Genomic DNA, 25,116 nt, shown 5'->3' on the forward strand with positions numbered 1-25,116 from the left:
CACAGCCGAACGTCTGTCGCACTCAACCCACCAGGCCGCCCCCTGGGTATGGGACCCGGCCTACCGGCAACCTGAACGGGAAGGTGGATGGGCTGCCCGGGTACTTTTTAAACCTGACCCGTGGGCTGTCTTTCCGGTTGGACGCCGACCGGCCCGCACAGTTCCTGTGCAAGGTCGGCTTTTTGCCACAGGATCGGGCGCCCGCTCTGCATGAAGCATAGTACAGTCATCGGACTTTCCCCGAACCCGCGCCGGCTTGACAACCGGCCGGCAATCCCCAAACCTGCCCTCCCGCGCAGGCCCCCGGAGGAGATCATGGAGCCCAAAGACAGCACCGAAAACGAGGCCTACAAGGGCTTCACCAACAGCGCCTGCCCGTTCATGCCCTGCCACCGGGGCATCACCCGGGAATTCAACTGCCTGTTCTGTTACTGCCCCCTGATTGCCTACGAATGTCCCGGGCCTTACAAGATCTTTACCGATCCACGGGGCATGCGGCGCAAGGACTGCAGCGACTGCACCCTGCCTCACGACGGTTACCGTCAGTCCTGGCACTTCATCCAGAAATGGCTGGAACGCCCGGTGCTGTGGGACGGCCATGAGCAGACCCGGTACAAGGTGGCCCGGCCCGAAGACGCCCAGCCGGATCCGTGAATACTCGCCCCTGCCCGCGTAGCAACCGCTCCTCCCGGTAGATCTCTCGGCTATCGGCTACGACCGCACTGCACCGACAAATTTGGCTAGACTGCCTTCTATGGCAGCCGAGAAGCAGATGCGTCGCTGGACCCTCCGCCGCGCCATGGTGGTGGCGGCGATCACAATGAGTCTTGGCCTGCTGCTGAGCGGGATCATCGTCCAGCAAGCCGACCTGACACTTCGCCGGCAACTGCTGGAACAGGCCGGACTGCTTGCCCATTCCCTGGATCCCGCGCAGATCAGACTGCTGAGCGGGCATCCCACCGACATCGAACTGGAGGCCTATCGGGCCATTCAGGCTCGTCTCAATCAGGCACGTGACACCTACCCGCACTTTTCCTACCTGTACCTGATGGGGCGCAATCCCGCCGGCGAAATCATCTATCTGGTGGATCTGCAGTCCGCCCCCTGGGAGGATGACCTGGAACTGCCCCCTGGGTCGGTATTCGAAGAGGCATCGCCTGAGCTGATGGGCGTCTTTGACCACGGGCAACCCTTCGTGGAAGGGCCGATTCCCGATGAGTGGGGTATCTGGGTCAGCGCCATCGTGCCCATCCTTGACCCGAACAGTGGGAATATTTCAGCCATTCTGGGCATCGACGTGGAGGCCGGTACCTGGCGTCTGGAAATCGCCAGCCGGGTAGCCCTACCCTTGGGCCTGTTCTGGAGCCTGGTCATCGGGCTTGCAGCCGCCCTCCTTTCCACCTACCGAGTCAAGACCTCGCCCAGCCCCATCATGGTTCGGCTGATGATCCCTCTGACCCTGATGCTCATACTGCTGGTCGGCGGCTTCAGCGGCACCATGGTCCGGCTGCAGGCGGAGCAGATACGGGCCGCCGGCCGCCAGGCCTACGCGGAAGTCCTGAAGGATATCCGCCGTCAACTGGGCGAGCAGGACCGCATACTGGACGCCGCTGCCGGCCTGATCACGTGGGACCCCCGCCTGGTGCAGGCCCTAAACCATCCGGATCATCCAACGGCCATCCCGCCCCTGGCATCTCTGCTGGAACAGTTCATGGCGCAATATCAGCTGCAGCATATTGCCTTGCTGACGACACAAGGCGATTGCCTGCTCTGCATACCCGAAAGGCCGCCCGACTTTCGCGAACTGGCGGGGTACCCCCCTGACGCGTCACCGATACCCACTCGGCTTGTCCAAGACTCTTCAGGCCATCTGCTGACACACAAGCGCTACCCGGCCCCGGGTCCACAGGGCGACCCTATAGGCCGGCTTGAACTGAGCCAGGCCATCACACCCATTCTCGCCGACAGACACCGGCGACCGGATATCGAACTGACCTTGATCATGTCTGTTCCCGCGCCAGATGGGGAACTGATGCCGGCCATTACCCGTCACCAGGTGCTCTATCTTTCAGACCCCATGCTGGAGGAAACCCTTACCCCCTTCTTCGACGCCCCCCCACTGCACGAAATCGCAAACATACGCGTGCGGGGGCAGGACTGGCAGATTCTGGCGGCCCCGCTCCAGGATGCCGGAGGATATCGGGTCGGAGTCCTGATGCTGCTGCATGATATTTCCGGTTTCCAGGCTTCCCACGAGAGACTGCTCAACATCGCCATGGCCGCGGCCATGACGCTGCTGGCGGGCCTGTTCGGATTTCTCTTCGTGCTGCTGCGACGGACCGATGCGGGCATGCGTGAGCAGCAGCGGGAACTGCGGGACAGCGAGCAGCGGTTTCGCAGCTTCTTTGACAAGAATAGTGCCGTCATGCTGCTCATCAATCCTCATGACGGGCGCATCGTGGATGCCAACCCCGCCGCCGCCCTGTTCTACGGCCACGAACCGGCAACGCTGCGCGCAATGACCATATTCCAGATCAACAGCCTGCAGAAGGCCGAAATCAGACAGGCCATGCGGCAGACCCTGCAACAATCCCGCAGGGAATTTCAATTCCGGCACCACCTGCATGACGGCAGTATCCGTCATGTTGATGTCTACTCCACGCCATTGGCCATTGACGGACAGACCCTGCTGTTTTCGATCATCCACGATACCACCTCTCGTCATCAGGCCCAGCAGGCTCTGGTGCAGGCCAAAGAGGCCGCCCTCATGGCCAGCCAGGCCAAAAGCGACTTTCTGGCCAATATCAGCCATGAGATACGCACGCCGATGAACGGCATCATCGGCATGGCGGAATTGCTCAAGGACACCCCCATGGAACCGCGGCAGGCTGGTTACACCCAGGCACTGCTGTCCAGTGCACAAGCCCTGATGGATCTGATCAACGACATTCTGGATTTCTCCAGGATCGAGGGTGGTAAGCTGGAACTGGAAGAGATCCCTTTCCTTCTCCCGGAACTGCTGGACAGCGTGACCGGCACTCTGACCCCGACGGCCCATGCCCGAGGCCTCACCCTGCAGTGCTGTCTCGCACCGGAGGTGCCGACACAGCTGGTGGGGGATCCGACCCGACTTCGCCAGATCCTGTTCAACCTCACTGGAAATGCCGTCAAGTTCACTCACGAAGGGTCGGTGCGGATTACCGTACACAAGCACGGGCACAAGCAACGGCAGGGACGAATACTGCTGCGATTCGAGGTTCAAGATACCGGGATCGGCATACCGGCGGACAAGCTGGACCTGCTGTTCCAGAAATTCACCCAGGTGGACACCTCCACTACCCGACGCTACGGCGGCAGCGGCCTGGGTCTGGCCATCTGCCGTCAGTTGGTGGAACTCATGGGAGGGAATATCACCGTCGAGAGCCTGGAGGGGCAAGGCTCCAACTTCATGTTCACGGTACCACTCAAGCTCCAGGCCATCGAATCATCCCGGCATGCCCCCGCTTCGGCGGACGCCGTGAAGATGGCTGAGACCGGCACCCCGTCCGTTCGTATCGACACCGGCATGCGGGTGCCCGATGACAATCCCGTGAATCTACAAGTAGCTACCGACATCCTGCGCAAGCCGGGCCTGGAAGCCGACACCGCCTGCAACGGCCGGGATGCGCCGGCGGCGCGGCGGGGGAGTCATTCGAGAAAAACGGCCGTGCGCACCCTGATCGCCGAAGACGACCTGACTTCCCGCACCCTGCTGGCCTCACTGCTGGAAAAAGCGGGGCATGAGGTGATCAAAACCCGGGATGGGATGGCGGCATGGCGGGTCATGCAAGCACCCGATGCCCCCCGACTGGCGATCCTCGACTGGACGATGCCGGAAATGGACGGCGTCGAAGTGGTCCGCAGGATTCGCGCCATGGATACCGAGCTGCCCACCTACATCATCATGCTGACCTGCCGGGACACCAAGGCCGACCTGATCCACGCCCTGGACAGCGGTGCCGACGATTATCTCGTCAAGCCCTTCGATGCCGGTGAGCTGCGGGCCAGGATGGACGTGGGCATACGGATCATCCAGCTGCAGGACGCCCTGCTGCAGAGCCGTGAAGACATGGCCTACCAGGCCACCCATGATCCCCTCACCGGCCTGCCCAATCGCCGGGCCATTCTGGAACACCTGGAGCGGGAGCGGGAGCGCTGCGCGCGCAATGGAGAAACCCTCGCCATCGGCATGTGTGATGTGGACCGCTTCAAGATCATCAACGATACCTATGGCCATCAGACCGGCGATGAGGTCCTGTGCGGCATTTCCCATCTGCTACGGGAAAGTGTGCGATCCTACGATGCCGTGGGTCGCCTGGGGGGCGAGGAATTCCTGATCGTCACCGCCATGCCGACCGGTGCCGACCCCTGGCCGCTGTTCGACAAGCTGCGCCTGCAACTGTGCCGGACCCCGATCGTGACCCGGGCCGGCGCTCTGCCCGTCACCCTCAGCATCGGCGTCTGTACCATCAACGGGGGCGGCAACCTGGATGAACTGCTGGCCAAGGCGGATGAAGCCCTTTACGAAGCCAAGAGCCAGGGACGCAACCGTACCGTCTGCAAGGGCCGCCCCCGGGAGAACCTGGATGATACAAGCCCTTGACGCAGCGCATGTCAGGCTGTCCATCAAGGTTGACAGTGCTAAAAATGCACGGGTACGATCAGGCATTCCGGGGAACTTAGGAACGCCCCGCCTGTCTTCTTCATCCGCGGCGAAACCCGGGGGTGATAAATCCTTTCGCGGGAGCAACGTATGCGAATCCTCTTCGTCCATCCCAATTACCACTCCGGGGGCGCCGAAATCGCCGGCAAGTGGTCCCCCGCCTGGGTGGCCTATCTGGCCGGCTACCTGAAGTCCCATGGCTACACCGAGTATGTCTTCGTCGATGCCATGACCGACGATACCCCGGACGAGGATCTGCGCAAGATCTTCGCCGAGGCCCAGCCCGACATCATTGCCTGTACCGCCGTCACCCCCGCCATCTACAAGGCCGAGCAGACCCTCAAGATCGCCAAGGAGGCCTGCCCCAACGCGGTGACCCTGCTGGGCGGCATCCACGCCACCTTCATGTTCCAGCAGGTGCTCACCGAGGCCCCCTGGATCGACGCCATCGTGCGTGGTGAAGGCGAGGCCGTGGTGCTGGACGTGGTCCGCGCGGTGGACGAAGGCCGCTGGGAATCGGGCCGTCAGGACATCCGGGGCATCGCCTACATCGAGGACGACAAGGTGGTCGCCACCCCCGCCGCGCCCACCATTCGCGACGTGGACTCCATCATCCCCGACTGGGGCGTGCTGGATTGGAAAAAATACATCTACATCCCCATGGGCGTACCGGTGGCCACCCCCAACATGGCCCGCGGTTGCCCCTTCACCTGCAGCTTCTGCTCCCAGTGGAAGTTCTGGCGTGACTACCGGGTGCGCGATCCCAAGAAGGTGGTGGACGAGATCGAGATCCTGGTCAAGGAACACGGCGTCGGCTTCTTCATCCTCGCCGACGAGGAGCCCACCATCAACAAGGCCAAGTTTGTGGAGTTCTGTCAGGAACTCATCGACCGCGACCTGGGCGTGCTCTGGGGCATCAACACCCGCGTGACCGACGTCATGCGCGACGAAGACCTGCTGCCCTTCTACCGCAAGGCGGGCCTGGTCCATATCTCCCTGGGCACCGAAGCGGCGGCACAGCTCAACCTGGACATGTTCGTCAAGGAAACCACCGTGGCCCAGAACAAGCGGGCCATCGAACTGCTGCGCAATGCCGGCATCGTCACCGAGGCCCAGTTCATCGTCGGCCTGGAAAACGAGACCGCCGAGACCCTGGAAGAAACCTTCCAGCTGTGCATGGACTGGAACCCGGACATGGCCAACTGGGCCATGTTCACCCCCTGGCCCTTCTCCGACCTGTACACGGAGATGAAGGACAAGGTGGAGATCTTCGACTTCGAGAAGTACAACTTCGTGACCCCCATCATGAAGCCCAAGGCCATGACCCGCGGCGAACTGCTGGATCGGGTCATGCACAACTACCGCCGCTTCTACATGAAGAAGGCCTTCCTGGGCTATCCGTGGGAAAGAAACCCGCTGCGCCGCAAGTACCTGCTGGGCTGCCTCAAGGCGTTCCTCAAGAGTGCCTTCGAGCGCCGTTTCTACGACCTGGGCAAGGCCGGTTACTGGGGTCCCCAGTCCAGAAAGACCGTGAACTGGAACTTCGACACTTCACGTACCCTGGTGAAACCCGAGCCGCAGCTTGAGGAACAGGTCATCAAGTGGAAGAGCGCACCGCCCCGCAAGCGGGCCGGTGCCAAGGGCGCCGCCCTCAAGGCCTGCGGTGGCGGCGACGAGCAGCTGCCGGAGAACACCTCCAGTACCGCCCAGCAGGTGAAGATCTGCGGCGGCGGGGACCAGCAGCTGCCCGAGAGCATGGATGACGCCAAGATCAAGGAGAAGATCAAGGAAAACGCCTGAGGCGCCGTTTAACGACAGCCAGGGCCGTCATTGACGCAAGGGCACCTTTCGGGGTGCCCTTCGTCGTTTCAGGGCATCGCCTTGCCCAAGCCAAATGCCTGCCTGTATCTTGACCCATTGCCTTTACCGTCACTGCCCAGGTATCCCCCGTGATCGAAGATCCCACCGCCCCCATCGATTTCCCCGCCATGCCCGATGCCGGTCCCCGCAAGGCCCGGGCGCTGATGATCCAGGGCACCAGCTCCGACGTGGGCAAGAGCCTGCTGGTGGCCGGCCTGTGCCGGGCCTATACCCGCCGGGGCCTGAATGTGCGGCCCTTCAAGGCCCAGAACATGAGCAACAACGCCGCCGTCACCCGGGACAGCGACCTGCCGCCGGGGCCTGACGGACAGATCCCCCGCGGAGAGATCGGCCGCGCCCAGGCCCTGCAGGCCCGGGCCTGCGGCGTGGAGCCCTCCATCCACATGAATCCGGTACTGCTCAAGCCCCAGACCCTGATCGGCTCCCAGGTGGTGCTGCGGGGGCGGGTGCTGGGCAACTGCCGGGCCAAGGTCTACCACAAGATGAAGCCCCAACTGCTGCCGGCGGTGATGGACAGTTTCCACCGCACCGCCGCCCAGGCGGATCTGGTGTTGGTGGAAGGGGCCGGCAGCGGCGCCGAGGTGTACCTGCGCAAGTCCGACATCACCAACATGAAGCTGGCGCAGCTGGCCGATCTGCCGGTGGTGATCCTGGGAGACATCGACCGGGGCGGCGCCCTGGCCGCCATCGTCGGCACCCATGCCCTGCTCAACGAATCCGAGCAGGCCCGGGTGGTGGGCTACATCATCAACAAGTTCCGGGGCGACCTCTCCCTGTTCGAGCCCGCCTGCGAACTGATGACCGAGCGCACCGGCTGGCCCTCGCTGGGGGTGCTGCGCTGGTTCGAGGGAGCCACCCGCCTGCCGGCGGAAGACTCCCTGGCCCTGGAACGCCCCGCCGACGGGGAGGGGCGGGGTCTCAACATCGCCGTCCCCCAGCTCTCCCGGGTGGCCAACTTCGACGACTTGGACCCGCTGGCGGCGGAACCCGGGGTGAGCGTGCGCTGGGTGAAGCCGGGCAATCCCATCCCCCGGGATACCGACGTGATCATCCTGCCCGGCTCCAAGGCCACCCGCGCCGACCTGGAGGTACTGCGACGGGAAGGCTGGGACATCGACATCCTCTCCCACGCGCGCCAGGGCGGCCGGGTGGTGGGCCTGTGCGCCGGCTTCCAGATGCTGGGCAGGGTGGTGCGGGACCCCCGGGGCATCGAGGGTGAACCGGGAGAAACCCCCGGGCTGGGCCTGCTGGACGTGGAAACGGAGATCGGCGCCGAGAAAAAGCTCATTGAACTGGACGCCCGGGACACCCTGAGCGGTTGCCGGGTCACCGGTTACGAGATGCACATGGGGCGTACCCACGGCCCCGGTCTGGAACGGCCCTGGCTGATGCTGGACGACGGCACCGGCAGCCCACGCCCGGAAGGCGCGGTGTCCACCGACGGCCGGGTCACCGGCGGCTATGTCCACGGCATCTTCGGGGATGACGGCTTCCGTGCCGCCTGGCTGTCACGGGTGGGCGCCCAGGCCTCCGCCCTGGATTACGAGGCGCGGGTGGAAGCGGCCCTGGAGGCACTGGCGGATCACTGCGAGGAGAACCTGGACCTGGATGCCCTGCTGGCCCTGGCCGGATAAAATCCGGGATCAAGCCCCTGGCGCGCTCAGATCCGGGGCATATACCCGGACCCGATCGGCGCCACCCTGCTTGGCGTGGTACATGGCGATGTCGGCATGCTGCGCCAGCTCCCGGCTGTCCCCGCCATGCTCGGGATAAAAGGCGATGCCGATGCTGGTGGAGACACTCAGCTCCAGCCCGTTGATGTGGAACGGTTCCTGGAGGGACTGCCGGATGTTTTCCGCCACCATCAGGGCATGCTCCATCTGCCGGATCTCCGGCAGCATGACGATGAACTCGTCGCCGCCGATACGGGCCACCATGTCGGCTTCACGCACGGAGGACACCAGACGGCGCGCCACCTGCTGCAGCACCAGATCGCCGACGGCATGGCCATGGGTGTCATTGATCGGCTTGAACTTATCCAGATCGAGGAACATCAGGGCCAGCATCCTGCCCACGTCCCGTGCCCTGCCCATGGCCTGGTCCAGGTGACTGAACAGCAAGGCCCGGTTGGGCAGGGCGGTGAGCCCATCATGATGGGCCATGTGCATGATCCTGACCTCGTCCTGCTTGCGCACAGTGATATCGTGGGCGATACCCAGCATGCCGATGATGGTCCCGTCCTTGTCAAACAGGGGAGAGGCATTGGTGACATGCCAGCGCCAGTCGGCGGCACCGGCACCATACCGTACCCGATATTCCTGCCCGCTCTGCTTGCTTCGGGTGGCCAGCAGCCGCTCCAGAAAGGCCTGACAGGCAGGCAGGTCGTCGGGATGCACGATGGCCGAGAAATGGCCGCCCAGGAAATCTTCCGGCTCCTGTGCCAGGAGCTCGCGGATGTTGGGTGAAAGGTACTGGAAAATACCATCCAGATTCAGGGTATAGATGACGTCGTTGGCGTCCTCGACGAAGGTCCGGAATTTCTCCTCGTTGATGCGCAGTTGTGTCTCGGCGGCCTTGCGCCGGGTGATGTCGTTCCAGGTTACATGCAGCAGCGGTCGTTCCTCATACTGAATGGCCGTCAGCATGAGCAGGGCGTCGAAGGGCTGCCCATCTCCACGCAGACATTGCCATTCGCATTCATGCCCGCCCAGGGTCAGGGTCTGACGTCGCATGTCCCTGGCGTGGTCGATGGACGGACGGCCATCGGGTTGCGTCGGCGACGTGAAATCGGTCAGCGGTCGACCGATGAGCTGCTCGGGTTGCTGCAGGTGAAACAACGCCAGAGCCGCCGGATTGGCCGCGGTGAAAAAACCGGCCTGATCCATCAGGGTCAGCGGCTGACGGGATTCCTCGAACAGGATGCGAAAGCGACGCTCACTGGCGGCAAGGATCTGCCCCGTGCGTTCGTGAGTCATCACGATCACGCCGAGGGCCAGCAGGATCATGGCCAGCAACCCCGCCTGAAAGGTCAGCACTTGCAAGGCGTTGGCCTGCAGGATGCTTGTCATCCTGTCCATGCTCCCCAGGCCCGCCATGATCGCCCGGATGCCGAGCAGAACCAGGAGTACCGCCAGGCCGATGACGATGATGACCTGTCCGCGCCCCGGTGTATCGTGACGATTGCGCAGCACCATGAACAGGATCACGACCGTCTGACACGACAGGAGTATGGCCACCAGGATGACTCGGCCCGGAAGGTTGTCCAGCAGGGACAAAAGCCCCATCAGCATGATGGGCAGCGGAACCCAAAGGATCCAGCGGGGCAATGGTCGCTGATAGAATCGTTGAAACCCCTCGCCAACCAGGGCCAGCCAGGCGGCCACCATCACGTTGGATGCCACCAGCAGGAGGGGGTGACCGGCATGGGCATGCCAGATGAAGCCCAGGTAGGCACCGGCATTGACCAGCGCCGCCAGGGACCAAGGTCCCATGGCGGCGTGTCCGGGCCGATCGGCCATGGACACCATGGCCACCGCCAGCAGAATGTTGGTCAGTGCAATGATCAGGAATAGTGTCGGGATGTCCATGTCAGCTTTCCAAGGCCGTGACCCGAGCGATCATCGGTACCTGATGATTGAAAACTCAAATGCCCTGCAGCGGCGATACTGCGGCAACCGATCGATAAAGGCAAAAGCGCACTTCATCACACGGCGCCCGTTTGGGTACCATCAGGTATCATCAAACTCCGGATGCTCCGGCCATCACTGACGGACAATCAATCCAGCGGATGCCAAAAATCCATTTTTCTCCCTGCGGCGACAGCCCGGCCCGCGCCCGCATCCTCATGATCCAGGGCACCAGCGCCGACGTGGGCAAGAGCCTGCTGGTGGCGGGCCTGTGCCGGGCCTACACCCGCCGGGGCCTGACCGTGCGGCCCTTCAAGGCCCAGAACATGAGCAACAACGCCGCCGTCACCATCGATGCGGACGCCCCGCCGGACCCGGGCGGCGGCCCCGCCCGAGGGGAGATCGGCCGTGCCCAGGCCCTGCAGGCCCTGGCCTGCGGCGCCCCTTGCTCGGTGCACATGAATCCGGTCCTGCTCAAACCCCAGAGCGATCTGACCAGTCAGGTGGTGCTGCGCGGCCATGTGCTCGGGAACTGGGCCGCCGCGGACTACCAGGACCTCAAGCCCGGCCTCATGCCCGCCGTCCTCGACAGCCTGCAACGTCTGGCCGCCGAGGCGGACTTGGTGCTGGTGGAAGGGGCCGGCAGCGGCGCCGAACGCTATCTGCGCGCCCGGGACATCACCAACATGGGGCTGGCGGAAGCGGCGGATATCCCCGTGGCCCTGCTGGGGGAGGACGCCCGGGGCGGCATGACCGCCTCGGTGCTGGGGGCACACCTGCTGTGGACCGCCTCGGAACGGGGCCGGGTGAGCGGCTACATCGTCAATCGCTTCCGTGGCGACCCGCGGATTTTCGATCCCGCCCGCGAGGACATGACCGGGGCTACCGGCTGGCCCTGCCTGGGCCTGGTACGCTGGTTCGACGGCGCCGCCCGGCTGGCCCAGGAGGATTCCCTGGCCCTGGAGCAGCGCCATGCCCGCCCGGGGCCGGGTCTGCTGATCGCCGTGCCCCGGCTGTCCCGCATCGCCAACTTCGACGACCTGGACCCGCTGGCGGCAGAGCCGGGGGTGAACCTACGCTGGGTCAACCCCGGCGAGCCCATCCCCCGGGCCGCGGACGTGATCCTGCTGCCCGGCTCCAAGGCCACCCGCACCGACCTGGGGATGCTGCGGCGGGAGGGCTGGGACATCGACATCCTGGCCCACGTGCGCCAGGGGGGCGGCGTGGTGGGGCTGTGCGCCGGCTACCAGATGCTGGGCAGGGTGGTGCGGGACCCCCAGGGTCTGGAAGGTCCGCCCGGCGACACGCCGGGCCTGGGGCTGCTGGATCTGGAGACCACCATCACCCGGGACAAGCGCCTGCTGGACCTGGATCGGCTGGACCGGCGCAGCGGCCAGCGGGTGCAGGGCTACGAGATGCACATGGGACGCACCACGGGGCCGGGACTGGCCCGACCCTGGCTCATGCTGGATGAGGGGCCGGAGGGGGCGGAGTCCGCCGATGGCCGGGTCATGGGGGCCTATGTGCATGGCCTCTTTGCCGGGGACGGATTCCGCAGCCACTGGCTCAAGCGCATGGGGGGCGCGGCCGGCGACCTGCACTACGCCCGACAGACCCAGGCCACCCTGGACGCCTTGGCGGCGCAGCTGGAGGAGGACCTGAACCTGGATCAACTCTGGAACATCAGCCGCCCCATGGGCGCACCACCCCCGCCATGAACGACGTCCTGGTCATCGGTGGCGGCATCGCCGCCTTCTGTGCCGCCCTCGCCGCCCGCCGGGCCGGTGCCTCGGTGCAACTGGTGGACAGCGCCCCCCGTCACCTGCGAGGGGGCAACGCCCGTCACTCCCGCAACTTGCGCCTGGTCCACGACACGCCCTCTCCCCTGTTCCCGGGTCGTTATACCGCGGCGGAGTTTCTCACCGACCTGCGCCGGGTCAGCGGCGGCCACATGGATGAAGACCTTGCCCGCCTGATGGCGGAACGCTCCCGGGAACTGCCCGACTGGCTGCAGGCCCAGGGGGTGGGATTCCAGCCCACCAGTGGCGGCATGATCCCCTGGTCCTGCAAGACCGCCTTTTTCCTGGGCGGCGGCAAGGCCATGATCAACGCCCTCGGCCGCACCGCCGAGGACCTGGGTGTGGAAATCCTGCATGACACGGAAGTGCTGGATGTGCAGCTCCAGGCCGCCGATACCCATCACCTCCCGGCCCGCCGAGGACATGAATCACTGACCCTGTCGGCCCGCACCGTGGTGATCTGCAGCGGCGGCTATCAGGCCAACCCCGCGGCCCTGTCCCGCACCTGGGGCGAGTCGGCCGCCGGTTTCCTGGTCCGGGGTACGCCCCATGTCCGGGGTGAGATCCTGCTGTCCCTGTTGGCACAGGGTGCCCTGCCCGCCGGTGTCCCCGGGGCCTGTCATCTGGTGGCGGTGAATGCCATGGCCCCCGCCGCCGACGGCGGTATCGTCACCCGGGTGGACGGCATGCCCTGGGGCCTGGTGGTGGATCGGGACGGACGCCGTTTTCAGGATGAAGGGGCGGAGATCACCCCGCGCCGCTATTCCTTCTGGGGCCGCCGGGTGGCCCGGCTGCCCGGTGCCAGGGCTCACCTGATCCTGGACACGGCGGGACTGCGCCGGGCCCCGCCCGCCATCTATCCCACCCGCCGGGCGGATACCCTGGAGGGGCTGGCCCGGGCACTGGACCTGAACCCGGATATCCTGCGGGAGACGGTCGACCGCTACCATGGCGCCCTGCGGCCCGATGGCCCGGAGGACGGCCATACCGAGGGCCTGGACCCACCCAAGACGCGCTGCGCCCTGCCCCTGAACACCCCGCCCTTCCATGCCTGGACCATGGCCCCCGGCATCACCTTCACCTGCCACGGCCTGAAGGTGGATACCCGGGCCCGTATCCTGATGGCCGATGGCGAACCCTGCGATGGCCTGTATGCGGCGGGCATGATCATGGCGCCCAGCATCCTGGGCACCGGCTATGTGGCCGGCGCCGCCCTGACTGTGGGTGCCGTGTTTGGCCGCATCGCCGGGAAGGAAGCCGCCCACCGGGTCCTGAAACTGCACCCCGAGGCAGAAAAGTGTCTGAATTGAGCCCCCCGGATTCTTCCGCAAGTCTCGCCGAGGCCCGCCGGGTGATGAACCTGTGCAACGTCTGCAGCTACTGCACCGGCTACTGCGCCGTGTTCCACGCCTCGGAACAGCGCCCGGACCTCACCCGGGACGACCTGCATTACCTGGCCAACCTGTGCCACAACTGCCGGGCCTGCTGGTATGCCTGCCAGTATGCCCCGCCCCACGAATTCGCCATCAACGTGCCCGCCACCCTGGCCCGGGTTCGCCACGACAGCTATCGCCGTTACACCTGGCCCAGCGCCTTCGCCGCCCTGCTGGCCCGCAGCGGTCCGGCCACCCTCATGGTGAGCCTGGTCGCCACCCTGCTGATCCCGCTGCTCACGTTGATACTGGTACCCTGGGACACCCTGTTTGCCGTACACCGGGAGGCTGGGGCCTTCTATCAGGTGATCCCCTGGGGGGTGATGACCACCGTGGCCCTGGTCACCCTGGGCACATCGGTGCTGGCCCTGGGGATCGGGGTAGCCCGTTTCCGGCGGGACATCGGCCGGGGCGCACCACCGGCCTCATCCTGGTGGCGGGCGCTGCCCCGGGCGGCGGCGGACCTGCTCACCCTGCGCAATCTGGACGGCGGGGGGGGCGGCTGCAATGACGTGGACGGGCGCTTTACCCAATGGCGACGGGGCTTTCACCATGCCCTGTTCTACGGCTTCCTGCTGTGCCTGGCCGCCACCACGGTGGCGGCCGGCTATCATCACCTTCTCGCCTGGGAGGCACCCTACCCCGTTTTTAGCCTACCGGTGTTGCTGGGCACGCTGGGCGGTATGGGCATGATGGTGGGAGCGGCCGGGCTGGTGTGGGTGAAACGGCGAGGGGATCCGGCGCCCACGGCGGCGGAAACCCTGCCGGCGGACTACGCCCTGCTGGGCCTGCTGTTCGCGGTGGCCGCCACCGGCCTGATGCTGCTGGCCCTGCGGGAGACCGCGACCATGGGTCTGTTGCTGGCCCTGCACCTGGGTACGGTACTGGGCTTCTTCCTGCTGGTGCCCTACAGCAAGTTCGTGCACGGAGCCTACCGGGGGGCGGCACTGCTGCGCCGTGCCATGGAGCAACACCACGGACCCGGAACCGCGGGTAAAGAAACGGATAAGGAATAAGTACTCACATGCCGTTCGATACCTATGACGGCCGCCACACCTCGTAGCCGCAACTCCAGCAATGGTGCAAAGCTTCGCGGCCGGCACCCTCAGCCCGTTCCCGCAGCCGCCCCTTGACCGCGTACAGTCCCCGCAGGGTGCAACGGGGGCATTTCAGGGCATCCCCCTCCTGCTCCAGGGTCTCGGAACTTGCGCCGGCCTTGTCTTCGATGACGGCTTCACCGACCATGTCCGCCGACAGGCGGTTCAGATCGTCCCTGAGGGCGACGATGAGAGCATTGGCCTCGGGATTGCCGTCACCGACGGCGACCTGCAATTCATCCAGACGACGCTGCAGGGCGGAGAGGCGGTTGCGGATATCGCTCATGGGATCTCCTGGATGCGTTGGGCCGGCACTGATTGTTGAACGGCGGCATGCCGTGGGCAAGCCTTTCCTTGTCGGGGCTCAGATTTAATCCTTGTCCGGACACCGCCCTGGATTCCCGCTTACGCGGGAATGACGGATTCCCATTGACGGTTGACTCTCCTGCGAAAGCCCTCTGCCGTCACTCTCGAGAAAACCCACTGCCGTCACTCCCGCGAAAGCGGGAGCCCAGAATCTTGATCCCACCGGATTCCCGCTTGCGCGGGAATGACGGCATCGGCGACGTGCTTATGCCCATCAAGGCCCCTGGATTCCAGGGTGCGCGGGAATGACAATGGCTTCCCGCCGGGAACTCACGCCCGATCGGAGGCGGTTTCCACCGCCTGGGTCACCACCTGCCGCAGGGTGTGATGACAGCGGACGATTTCGCCCAGCACCACGATGGCCGGCGCCTCCAGCCCCTCGCGGCGGATGGTCTCCAGCAACTCGCCCTTGGTGGTGATCACCACCCGCTCCTCCAGGGTGGTGGCGGAGGCGACCACCGCCGCCGGGAGCGTGTCGGCCATCCCGCCCTGCCCCAAACCGTCCAGGATGAAGGGCAGGTTGCGCAGGGACATGTACAGGATTACCGGCTGATTCAGGCGCCCCACCAGGGTCCAATCGATGCCGTCCGGCGTGGGCCGACTGCCGGCACCATGGCCGGTGGCCAGGAACAGGGCTTGGTTGACTCCGCGGCAGGTGGCCGGGATGCCCACGGCGCTCAGCCCCGCCAGCCCCGAGGTCAGCCCCGGGATGACCCGATGGGGGATGCCCTGGGCCACCAGTTCGGCCACCTCCTCGCCGCCACGACCGAAGATGAAGGGATCCCCGCCCTTGAGCCTCACCACCCGGAAGCCCCGCCGAGCCTGATCCACCAGGGTGGCGGTGATGTCGTCCTGATGGGTGGAGGGCCTGCCGCCACGCTTACCGGCAAAGATGCGCACCGCATCCGGACGGGCCAGGGCCAGGGTGCGGGGATCGATGAGGGCGTCATGCACCAGCACGTCCGCCTGCAACAGGGCCGACAGGGCGTGCAGGGTCAGCAGCCCGGGATCACCGGGGCCGGCCCCGACGATCCACACCTCCCCCTGCCGCAGCCGGGGCATGCCGGGCAGCAGGGCCCCCAGGGTGTCCAGGGCGGCCTCCGGGGACAGGGGGCGAGCGGGTGAGACTTCGTTCATCAGAATGCTCCGGGGCTGTCCGCTCACGACCCGTAACCGGGGCGATAACGGCGGACATAGTCCGTGTTGTACAGGGCACTTTCGCGAAAATCCTCACTGCCCAGGGCCGGCCCCACCAGAATCAGGGCGGTACGCTCGATGGGATCGGACCGGTGCATGGCCACGATGCCGGACAGGGTTCCCCGCAGCACCGTCTGATCCGGCCAGCTGGCACGGGCGACGATGGCCACCGGGCAGTCCTCGCCGTAGTGCGGCATCAGGGCCGCCACCACGTCCTCCAAACGGTGGATGGCCAGATGGATGGCCAGGGTGGCACCGGTGCGGGCGAAGTTTTCCAGGGTCTCGCCGGGCGGCATGGCGGAGGCACGGCCAGACATGCGCGTGATCACCAGACTTTGGGCCACTTCCGGCACCGTCAGTTCCCGCCCCAGCACGGCGGCGGCGGCGGCAAAGGCAGGCACGCCGGGAGTGAGGGTGTAGGGAATGCCCCGTCGATCCAGACGGCGCATCTGCTCGGCCACGGCGCTGTAGACGGACAGATCGCCGGAATGCAGGCGGGCCACGTCCTCCCCGGCCTCGTGGGCACGGACGTATTCCGCCTCAATGGCATCCAGATCCATCGGTGCCGTGTCCACCAGCCGCGCCCCGGGTGGGCAGTGTTCCAGCAGCTCCGCCGGCACGATGGAGCCGGCGTAGAGACACACGGGACAACGGGCCAGCAGGCGCGCGCCCCGCAGGGTGATCAGATCCGCCGCGCCGGGACCGGCGCCGATGAAGTGTACGGTCATCAATCAGTTCCTCTTTTCCACCGCCCATTGCACCACGGGCATGGCAGGACGAAAACCGTGCAGGCTGCCGACGGGTTCCAGACGTTCCACCGATAGACGAGTCAGGGTGCCGCCGTAACGCTGCCAGGCCCGCTGGATGACCTGCTCCGTCTCCAGCACCACCACGTTCGCCACCAGGCGCCCCCCGGGGGCCAGTGCGGCCCAGCACTGGTCGATGACGGCCTCGTCGCGGGCACCGCCGCCGATGAAGATCGCATCCGGCCGGGGCAGATCCTTCAGCACCTCGGGGGCACGACCGACACGCACCTCCAGCCGGGGGACACCCAGGGCGACGGCATTGCGGGCCGCGCGGGCGGCCCGCTCCGGATGGCTGTCCACGGCAATGGCACGGGTGCCGGCGTGGGCCAGCAGCCATTCGATGCCGATGGAACCGGAACCCGCCCCCACGTCCCAGAGCAGTGCGCCGGCGTGGGGGCGCAGACTGGACAGGGTGACGGCGCGGATCTCCCGCTTGGTGATCTGACCATCGTGTTCGAACCACTCATCCGGCAGCCCCGGGGCCAGGGGGATGATGGGGGCATCCGCCGCCGCCAGTACCTCCAGTGCCAGCAGGTTCAGGGGCTGGACGTCCTGGAGATCGAAATCCCGCGCCGTGACATGACGCCGGCGTTCCCGTGGACCACCCAGGGCCTCCAACAAGGTCACGGCGGACTCACCGAAACCCCACCGGGTCAGGGCTTGGCAGATCTGCCCCGGCGAGTCCTGGTCGGCGGTGAGCACGAACAGGCGTGCCCCCGGCTGCAGGGCCGGCCGCAGGGTCTCCAGGGGACGGCCGGTGAGGGACACCACCGTACAGTCCTGCTGGGCCCAGCCCAGGCGGGCGGCGGCCAAGGACACGCTGGAGGGGTGAGGCAGGCAGCACATCTCCCGCGCCGGTAGATGCCGCAGCAGGGTGGTGCCCACACCGAAGAAAAAGGGATCACCGGAAGCCAGCACCACCACCGGCAGTCCTCGCCGGGCGAGGATCCGGGGCAGGGTGTCGGACAGGGGCGAGGCCCAGGACAGTGCCTCTCCCCGGATCAGGGGTGCGGCCAGGGTCAGATGACGTGTGCCGCCGACCACCAGGACGGCCGCCCCGACCAGCGCGCGGGCAGCGGGGCTCATGGCCTCGACGCCCTCCTCTCCCAGACCTATGATGCTCAACCAGGGACCAGGGGGATCGCCGGCCGGCTGATGGACGTGTTCACCGGTCATTGCAATCCCTGCCCCGGCAACATCCCGCGCCCTGCTCCGCCGGCCAAGGGGCTGGGCCTATCCATCCGTTCTGTCTGAAACGATCCATGACTCACATGCCCCTGCACATCCTGATCCTCGGCGGTACCGGAGAAGCCATGCAACTGGCCCGGGCCCTGGAAGGTGATGCACGCTTTGCCCCCACCTACTCGGTGGCCGGGCGCACGCAAAATCCCCGCCTGCCGGACCTGCCCTGCCGCAGCGGCGGCTTCGGGGGCCCCGACGGGCTGGCCGACTACCTGGGCAGGGAGGCCATCGAGGTACTGGTGGATGCCACCCACCCCTTTGCCGACCGCATGTCCACCCACGCCGTCGTGGCCGCGGCACGGACAGGCGTCGCCCTGCTGGCCCTGCGGCGCCCGGCCTGGATGCCCGGCCCGGAGGATCACTGGCACGGCGTGCCGGACATGGTCGCTGCGGTGCAGGCCCTGGGTACCCGGCCCCGGCGGGTATTTCTTACCATCGGGCAACTGGAACTGGCCCCCTTTTGCGAGGCGCCCCGGCACCGTTACATCATCCGCAGCGTGGATCTGCCCGCGGTGCGTCCACCGGACTGCCTGTGCATCACTGACCGCGGCCCCTTCCGGCTGGAAGATGAACTGCGCCTGCTGCAACAGCACCGTATCGACGCCCTGGTGACCAAGAACTCCGGCGGCGAGGCCACCTACGCCAAGCTGGAGGCGGCACGCCGGTGCGGCGTGGAAGTGATCATGGTGGAACGCCCATGGGTCCCGCCGGCCCCCGCCGAGGTGCCGGACCCGGAGGCTGCCCTGAGCTGGCTGGGCGCGCACTACGTCCGTTCCCGACCCACGCTACGGGGTGTGTAGATCCAGGGATCCCGGCCCGTGCGGGGGATCAGCCGGGTCTCGGCGTTGCCGACGATCACCAGGGTGCGCATGTCCGCCTGATCCGGTCTGGCCTGCGCCAGCGTGGTCACTTCCACCTGCTCTTCCGGACGACTCACGGCTCGGGCAAAGATCACTGGCACATGCCCGGGCAGGTGGCGACGCAGCAGCGCCAGGGCCTCGCCCAGCTGCCAGGGTCGCGCCTTGGAAATGGGGTTGTAGAAGGCCATGGCAAAACCACCCCGGGCGGCACATTCCAGGCGATGCAGGATGACGGTCCAGGGCTTGAGGTTGTCCGACAGGGACATGACGCAGAAATCATTCCCGAACGGCGCCCCCAACCGGGCACCGGCAGCCAGTACCGCGGACACCCCCGGATGAACCGTCACCTCCAGATCACGCCAGCCGGGTTCACCATGATCCATGGCCTCGAATACCGCGGCCGCCATGCCGAACACGCCGCCGTCGCCGGATGAGACCACGGCCACCCGCGCACCCTCGGCGGCCAACTGCAGGGCCAAGCGGGCGCGCATGATTTCCTCGCGATTGTCCGAGGCGTGGATCCGCTGGCCGCCCTCGGCGGCCACCCGCTCCACATAGGGGACATAGCCCACCAGGTCCGTGGCCTGGGCCAGGGCGTGAGCGGCGCGAGGGCAACGCAGGTCCTCGGCGCCGGGGCCAAGCCCGATGACATCCACACGACCGCTCATCGAACCCCCTGTCTGCCGGGTACCAGCACGATGGTGAAATAGGGAGCGGGCTGGTCTTCCGGGCACTCGGCAAGGCGCGCCACGCGTGCGCCTTCCATGGTCCCCCGCTCCACCAGCATGGCCCGCTCCAGTAGACCGGCCCGGGCCAGGGCGGCGCGGATACGGGGAAGATTACGGCCCACCTTCATGAAGACGGCAGCATCGGTACGACCCAGGTGAGACACCATGGCATCCTCCGAAAGGGTGCCGGGAATCACCGTGAGTACGTCATCGCCATGGGTGATGGGGGTGTCGGCCTGGGTCCAGCATCCGCTCATGCCGCTGATGCCCGGAACCACCTGCGCCGGGAAGCGATGGGACAGGCGATCATGCAGGTACATGTAAGAACCATAGAGGAAGGGATCACCCTCGCAGATCACCGCCACATCCCGCCCGCCCATCAGGCATTGAGCCACCTCTGCCGCCGCCTGGTCGTAAAAGTCGCTCATGTCCCGGGCATAACGGGGATCATGGATGGAGACCTCGGTGGTGAAAGGGTACTCCAGTCTCAGGATCTGCTGCTCCGGGCGCAGGTGGGGGCCAGCGATCCCCAGGGCTTGGCCGGTGCGACCCTGTTTGGCAAAGGTGGCCACCACCGGCGCCGCCTGCAGCAGACGCAGGGCCTTGAGGGTGATGAGCTCCGGGTCACCGGGACCCAAGCCGATGCCGAACAAGGTGCCGGAACCACTCATTCCTGCTCACTCGCCAGGGCATTGACGGCCGCCACGGTCATGGCGCTGCCACCCAAACGACCGTGGACGATCACGGATTCCAGACCCGGATACCCGGCCAGGGCTTCCTTGGACTCGGCGGCGCCCACGAAACCCACCGCCATGCCGATCACCAGGGCCGGCCGAGGCGCCCCCGCATCGATCAGCTCCAGCAGGTGAAACAGGGCGGTCGGCGCATTACCGATGGCCACCACGGCTCCGTCGAGCCGCTCACCCCACAGGTCCAGGGCCGCAGCGGAGCGGGTATTGCCGATCCGCCGCGCCAGTTCGGGGACACGGGGGTCATCCAGAGTGCAGATGATCTCGTTGTCCGCCGGCAACCGGGCGCGGGTAATGCCGTGGGCCACCATCTTGGCATCACAAAGAATGGGCTTGCCCGCCAGCAGGGCCGCCCTTCCCGCCTTGGCGGCATCGGACGTGAAGACCACCTGGGGCGCCAGTTCCACCATGCCGCAAGCATGAATCATGCGCACCACCACCCGGGCCTCGTCGGCACTGAAACCGTCCAGACGGGCCTCGCCGCGGATGGTGGCGAAGGATTTACGATAGATGGCCGCGCCATCCTTGATGTAGTCGTAGGTATGGGACATGGATCGAGTGTACTGCGTGAAGGGCAATGCCGGGGCGACCGGAGCGGGTGGGTAAGCTTAGCGGGTCGGGGTCCACGGGGCAATGCCCGGCTTGCCCGACACCGGCCATCGGCGGCGCCGGCTTTTTGAAGCCCGCGCATGCAAGCGCACTATAATCAGGCATACGATCCTGTCGCCCCCGATCCCGTCAACACTGACCAAGGCATGATCTTCAGGCCCGGAAAACCCTCACCATGCCGACCACTCCAGCCATGCCGCCGATACCATGCTCACAGGTTCCCAAAGGCACCGCGGACCGTTATCGGCGTCACAGGAACCGCATCGCCAGCCTGGTTTCACGCACGATGGCCATGCATCCCCGACATGATGAATTCAGCGGCGGGCACGGCGTGCGTTTGCTGGAATGCAATCATCGCAATCACGCGGCCTTCATGGCCGAGGTGCTGACGGCCAATGACTTTCAGCTGCTGGCGGAGACCCTGCCCTGGGTGTATGCCGCCTACCATCACCAGGGCGTGCATTTTGACTATTTTCCCGCCCAGTTCGAAGCCTGGACGCAGGCCATTCGCCTCACGCTCAGCGAAGACGATGCGGAACATCTCCTGCCCGTGTACCGCTGGATGGCCGACATTCATCCCGCGACCATCAAGGCCGCCCTGTCTCATCAGGCACGCAGGCTCCACGTCCCCGACCGGTACCGGGAGGAATACACCTACATCACTGCCAACCTGCTCCAGGGAAATTACCCGGATATCATCCGCCGTTGCAGAGAACTGCTGAGCCGCGGCATGTCCTACGGCGACATCCTGCAGGAACTGTTCTATCCCGCCATGGTGGATGTCGGGGCACGATGGGAAGACGGTGAGATTTCAGTGTCCATGGAGCACCAGACCACCGCCATGGCCTACGGCATCCTGTCTTCCCTTTACCATGATCTACCCTTTCCCGACATCCATCGCGGACACGCCCTGGTCAGCCCCGTTTCAAATGAGTTTCACGAAATGGGCGCCTGGATGCTGGCAACCAGCCTGGAACTGGATGGGTGGGACATCACCTTGCTGGGCGGCGATACACCCCGGGAACATCTGATCACGACGGCGGTGCAGCAACGCCCCAGATTTGTGGCCCTCTCGGTGACCCTGATCAGCAACATCCATGAAGCCCGATGTACCATCGAATACCTGCGGCAGGCCCTTGGACATGGCAGCACCACCCGCATCCTGATCGGTGGGCAGGCATTTCTCATGGCCCCCCGCCTGGCCGCATCCGTGGGGGCGGATGCTCTCCTGGAAAGTTGTGATGCGGCGGTCCGATGGGCACGAACCCTGGAGGCGGAAACCGATGAACCCACCAGTACTTGACCCCACCCTGCAGCCTGAACTGGCCCGAGCACTTCACAGCTATGTCATGGAATCCGGTCGCCTGGTGGTAGTGGAAGTGGACAGTGACGGCCGAATCAGGGATGCCAATGTCACGTTCCGCTCCCGCTTTGCCGGGTTTGCGGATGTGCGCGGCGAATCCCTGTCCCGGTTCCTGGCCAGCGGCGACGAGATCCCCGACATCGAACCGGGACTTGCCCACCGCACTGCCATCGCCCGGATATTCAATACCGTCATGGGGGGAGAAAACTACCTGTTCCATGCCTATCCGCTCAACGCCCACACACTACTGATCGGGGAGCCAGCCAAGACGGAAGACAGCGACGTGATCGGCCGCATGGGCAGCCTGGCGCTGGAAATGTCCCGCCTGGTCAGGGATCTTCGCAAGGCCAATCACGACCTGGCCATGGCCAACGAGCTGAATCAGCAACTGGCCCGCACCGACGCGCTGACGCACCTGGCCAATCGCCGGTATTTCATGGAGCGCCTTCAACAGGGCGTGGTCCAGGCTCAGAGTCGCCAGCATGCCCTGTCCATCCTGATGATGGACCTGGATCATTTCAAGCAGATCAACGACAGTTTCGGTCATTCCACCGGTGATGCGGTGCTGGCCGCCTTTGCGGAGCTGCTGCGCGCGCTGGTCAGGATTTCAGACCTGCCCGGGCGACTGGGGGGAGAGGAATTCGGACTTTACATGTTTGACGCCCATCGCCACGTAGCCGCGGCGGTGGCAGAACGCATCCGGGCAAGTACTTGGGAGCTTCGTCCCAGCGGGCTGGACCATCGGCTCGGTGTCAGTATCGGTATCGCCATGCTTGAGCCCGAAGAAGATGCGGAGGCACTGATGAGACGGGCCGATGCCGCGCTTTATCAAGCCAAGAATCAGGGCCGTAATCGGATCGTCATCGCAGGACCGGGGGCGGAGCAGGCGGCCGGCCGGGAAGAGAATGCATCAGGGAAGGAGTGACATGACCGACCGCACAGACCGCGGACGATAAAAATGTTCAGGAAGGGGGTTGCAATACCCGAGAGAATTGGTCAGTATTAGATCCAGACTCCCAAACGGAAGGTGGAGGAGCCTGGCGGTTCTCCGAATGATTGGCCTCTGCAAAAGTCACAATCATTCGTCGATCGAACCGACAGGTACTCCTCCACCTGCACTGCTAGTGCAGTACCGCTACTGCAAAGACCTTCTTAGTAGAAGGGTCTCCACATGAACACCAGGAAGTGAGCGGCGGCAGCCAGAACCATGAACACCGTGAAGGTGGTCTTGAACTGCTCGTGGAATTCCTTGGCTTGTTCTTCGGTCAGACCGGAGATGCTGTTGTCATTCATGATCTAGTCCTCTCTTACTCGGAAGCTTCGACGGCGCTGGCGTCAAAGGTCAGCGGGTTGTAGCTGTCGTTGGCGTACACGAAGGCGTGGACAGCCAGGGCAACGACCAGAACAGCCATCAGAATGGGCATCAGCCAGGTGCCGGGATTGACCACCAGCCACAGCTTCCAGTCGTCTTTGGGGTTGCTGGGCTTGCTTGCTCTGTATTCGCTCATTGATATTACCCTCTTGGTTTAAGCACGGATCCCTCTCGAGATCCGAACGTTCTTGCAAACATCAACTTCCGATGCAGCCCCGTCACGGTTCAGGGCCGGAAACCGGATCCTTGAAACCAACCGTAAGACTCGCTCTCCCGAATCCAACGCTCCGTCAGTCCCGATAATCCTGCATGGCTGACCTGCATGGCAGGGGCCGTAGTCAGGGTGTAAGTCTAGGCTGACGCGGCGGGATGTCAAGGTTTCGATACAGGCGGAAGCCCAGGAAAGACTCAAGACTCACAAAAGCTTGACCCGGGTCAACGAGTGAAGGCGTGAGGCAGCGGATCCGAGGGCCTGATACGGATGGACAGCATCCGCCGGGGCAGGTCATGATGCCTGCTCCCCCAGGACACCGGACTGTCCGATCCGCACAAGGAGGTCAAGCATGCCCATTACCGACTGGCCCGCATCCGAACGCCCCCGGGAAAAACTCATCGCCCGGGGCTCCGCCGCCCTTTCCGACGCCGAACTGCTGGCCATCTTCCTGCGCACCGGCGTGGCGGGCCGCACCGCCGTGGACCTGGCCCGGGATCTGCTCACCCGCTTTGGGGGCCTGCGCGCCCTGCTGCAGGCGGAGCGCAAGGACTTCTGTGCCGCCCACGGCCTGGGAGAAGCCAAATATGCCCAGCTCCAGGCCGTACTGGAGATGGGAAGACGACACCTGTCCGAGACGCTCCAGCGGGGCGATGCCATCACCAGCCCGGAGCATACCCGGCGCTATCTGAGCGCCCGCCTGCGGGATTATCCCTTCGAGGTCTTTGCCTGCCTGTTTCTGGACAATCGCCACCGGGTCATCGCTTTTGAGGAACTCTTCCGGGGCACCATCGACGGCGCCAGCGTCCACCCCCGGGAAGTGGTGCGGCGCGCCCTGGCCCACAATGCGGCGGCCGTCATCCTGAGCCACAATCATCCATCGGGGATCGCCGAACCTTCGCGGGCGGATGAGGCCATCACCCGGCGCCTGCAGGAGGCCCTGGGACTGATCGACGTGCGGGTACTGGATCACATCATCGTCGGCGACGAACTGGTGTCGCTGGCGGAGCGCGGCGTGATCTGAGACGACTTATCCATAGTCTTTTCAGAGCTTTGATGAGGCGAGAAAGGTTTA

21 protein-coding genes are annotated in these 25,116 nt (G+C 65.4%); 11 read left to right on the plus strand and 10 right to left on the minus strand.

Annotation, left to right across the window (positions count from 1 at the left end; genetic code table 11):
- Positions 1-315 precede the first annotated feature (315 nt).
- The 4 genes from LQ956_RS02730 to LQ956_RS02745 all read left to right on the plus strand — a co-directional run bounded on the left by LQ956_RS02730 (position 316) and on the right by LQ956_RS02745 (position 8,217).
- Positions 316-654: a cysteine-rich small domain-containing protein gene (locus LQ956_RS02730; RefSeq protein ID WP_238629352.1), complete on the plus strand. Its 339-nt coding sequence runs from the start codon at positions 316-318 to the stop codon at positions 652-654.
- Positions 655-754: 100 nt separating this feature from the next.
- Complete coding sequence (locus LQ956_RS02735; RefSeq protein WP_238629353.1) at positions 755-4,642, plus strand: diguanylate cyclase; 3,888 nt, start codon at positions 755-757, stop codon at positions 4,640-4,642.
- Positions 4,643-4,792: 150 nt separating this feature from the next.
- On the plus strand, positions 4,793-6,502 hold the full coding sequence (bchE, locus tag LQ956_RS02740; RefSeq protein WP_238623558.1) for a magnesium-protoporphyrin IX monomethyl ester anaerobic oxidative cyclase: 1,710 nt from the start codon (positions 4,793-4,795) through the stop codon (positions 6,500-6,502).
- A gap of 188 nt (positions 6,503-6,690) precedes the next feature.
- Positions 6,691-8,217, plus strand: coding sequence for a cobyric acid synthase (locus LQ956_RS02745; protein ID WP_238620671.1), 1,527 nt, complete (start codon positions 6,691-6,693; stop codon positions 8,215-8,217).
- A gap of 9 nt (positions 8,218-8,226) precedes the next feature.
- Here LQ956_RS02745 and LQ956_RS02750 read toward each other — a convergent pair whose 3' ends face one another.
- Entirely contained in the window at positions 8,227-10,170 is a 1,944-nt protein-coding gene (locus tag LQ956_RS02750) for a sensor domain-containing diguanylate cyclase (protein ID WP_238620577.1), read from the minus strand.
- A gap of 200 nt (positions 10,171-10,370) precedes the next feature.
- Here LQ956_RS02750 and LQ956_RS02755 point away from each other — a divergent pair, with 200 nt between their 5' ends.
- From LQ956_RS02755 to tcuB, 3 genes are read left to right on the plus strand one after another with little or no spacing between them, the layout of a single operon-like run.
- On the plus strand, positions 10,371-11,927 hold the full coding sequence (locus LQ956_RS02755; protein ID WP_238629354.1) for a cobyric acid synthase: 1,557 nt from the start codon (positions 10,371-10,373) through the stop codon (positions 11,925-11,927).
- Entirely contained in the window at positions 11,924-13,318 is a 1,395-nt protein-coding gene (gene tcuA, locus LQ956_RS02760; RefSeq protein WP_238629355.1) for an FAD-dependent tricarballylate dehydrogenase TcuA, read from the plus strand. Before LQ956_RS02755 ends, tcuA begins: the two co-directional genes overlap by 4 nt.
- Positions 13,306-14,457 (plus strand): tricarballylate utilization 4Fe-4S protein TcuB, encoded by a 1,152-nt coding sequence (tcuB, locus tag LQ956_RS02765; protein ID WP_347402030.1) that lies wholly within the window; start codon positions 13,306-13,308, stop codon positions 14,455-14,457. Before tcuA ends, tcuB begins: the two co-directional genes overlap by 13 nt.
- A gap of 22 nt (positions 14,458-14,479) precedes the next feature.
- Here the strand turns inward: tcuB and LQ956_RS02770 are convergent, their stop codons facing one another.
- From LQ956_RS02770 to cbiE, 4 genes are all read right to left on the minus strand, one after another.
- Positions 14,480-14,824, minus strand: a complete 345-nt coding sequence (locus LQ956_RS02770; RefSeq protein WP_238620580.1) for a hypothetical protein — start codon at positions 14,822-14,824, stop codon at positions 14,480-14,482.
- A gap of 350 nt (positions 14,825-15,174) precedes the next feature.
- Positions 15,175-16,041 (minus strand): uroporphyrinogen-III C-methyltransferase, encoded by an 867-nt coding sequence (gene cobA, locus LQ956_RS02775; RefSeq protein WP_238629356.1) that lies wholly within the window; start codon positions 16,039-16,041, stop codon positions 15,175-15,177.
- 23 nt (positions 16,042-16,064) lie between these two features.
- Complete coding sequence (cobM, locus tag LQ956_RS02780; protein WP_238620582.1) at positions 16,065-16,829, minus strand: precorrin-4 C(11)-methyltransferase; 765 nt, start codon at positions 16,827-16,829, stop codon at positions 16,065-16,067.
- A 3-nt stretch (positions 16,830-16,832) separates the two neighbouring features.
- Complete coding sequence (cbiE, locus tag LQ956_RS02785) at positions 16,833-18,083, minus strand: precorrin-6y C5,15-methyltransferase (decarboxylating) subunit CbiE (protein ID WP_255721741.1); 1,251 nt, start codon at positions 18,081-18,083, stop codon at positions 16,833-16,835.
- A gap of 86 nt (positions 18,084-18,169) precedes the next feature.
- On the opposite strand from cbiE, the gene LQ956_RS02790 reads away from it, so the two are divergent.
- Positions 18,170-18,949 (plus strand): cobalt-precorrin-6A reductase, encoded by a 780-nt coding sequence (locus LQ956_RS02790; RefSeq protein WP_238620584.1) that lies wholly within the window; start codon positions 18,170-18,172, stop codon positions 18,947-18,949.
- Here the strand turns inward: LQ956_RS02790 and cobJ are convergent.
- Genes cobJ through LQ956_RS02805 form a run of 3 tightly spaced genes read right to left on the minus strand, consistent with a single transcriptional unit; the run spans position 18,913 to position 21,037 of the window.
- Positions 18,913-19,677 (minus strand): precorrin-3B C(17)-methyltransferase, encoded by a 765-nt coding sequence (cobJ, locus tag LQ956_RS02795; RefSeq protein ID WP_238620585.1) that lies wholly within the window; start codon positions 19,675-19,677, stop codon positions 18,913-18,915. The genes LQ956_RS02790 and cobJ overlap by 37 nt on opposite strands.
- On the minus strand, positions 19,674-20,408 hold the full coding sequence (locus LQ956_RS02800) for a precorrin-2 C(20)-methyltransferase (RefSeq protein WP_238620586.1): 735 nt from the start codon (positions 20,406-20,408) through the stop codon (positions 19,674-19,676). The genes cobJ and LQ956_RS02800 overlap by 4 nt, the downstream gene beginning before the upstream one ends.
- Complete coding sequence (locus LQ956_RS02805) at positions 20,405-21,037, minus strand: precorrin-8X methylmutase (RefSeq protein WP_238620587.1); 633 nt, start codon at positions 21,035-21,037, stop codon at positions 20,405-20,407. Before LQ956_RS02805 ends, LQ956_RS02800 begins: the two co-directional genes overlap by 4 nt.
- 350 nt (positions 21,038-21,387) lie before the next feature.
- Here LQ956_RS02805 and LQ956_RS02810 point away from each other — a divergent pair, with 350 nt between their 5' ends.
- Positions 21,388-22,398 (plus strand): cobalamin B12-binding domain-containing protein, encoded by a 1,011-nt coding sequence (locus LQ956_RS02810; protein ID WP_238630360.1) that lies wholly within the window; start codon positions 21,388-21,390, stop codon positions 22,396-22,398.
- Positions 22,379-23,383, plus strand: coding sequence for a GGDEF domain-containing protein (locus LQ956_RS02815; RefSeq protein ID WP_238629358.1), 1,005 nt, complete (start codon positions 22,379-22,381; stop codon positions 23,381-23,383). Before LQ956_RS02810 ends, LQ956_RS02815 begins: the two co-directional genes overlap by 20 nt.
- 227 nt (positions 23,384-23,610) lie before the next feature.
- Here the strand turns inward: LQ956_RS02815 and pufB are convergent, their stop codons facing one another.
- Together pufB and pufA are read right to left on the minus strand one after the other, a co-directional pair.
- Entirely contained in the window at positions 23,611-23,751 is a 141-nt protein-coding gene (gene pufB, locus LQ956_RS02820) for a light-harvesting antenna LH1, beta subunit (protein ID WP_200171375.1), read from the minus strand.
- Between the two features lie 14 nt (positions 23,752-23,765).
- Positions 23,766-23,966 (minus strand): light-harvesting antenna LH1, alpha subunit, encoded by a 201-nt coding sequence (gene pufA / locus LQ956_RS02825; RefSeq protein ID WP_238620590.1) that lies wholly within the window; start codon positions 23,964-23,966, stop codon positions 23,766-23,768.
- 427 nt (positions 23,967-24,393) lie between these two features.
- Between pufA and radC the strand changes: the two genes are divergently transcribed.
- Positions 24,394-25,065, plus strand: coding sequence for a RadC family protein (gene radC / locus LQ956_RS02830; RefSeq protein ID WP_238620591.1), 672 nt, complete (start codon positions 24,394-24,396; stop codon positions 25,063-25,065).
- Positions 25,066-25,116: the final 51 nt, after the last annotated feature.

The organism is Ectothiorhodospira lacustris (assembly GCF_022227845.1).
Lineage (GTDB): Bacteria > Pseudomonadota > Gammaproteobacteria > Ectothiorhodospirales > Ectothiorhodospiraceae > Ectothiorhodospira > Ectothiorhodospira lacustris.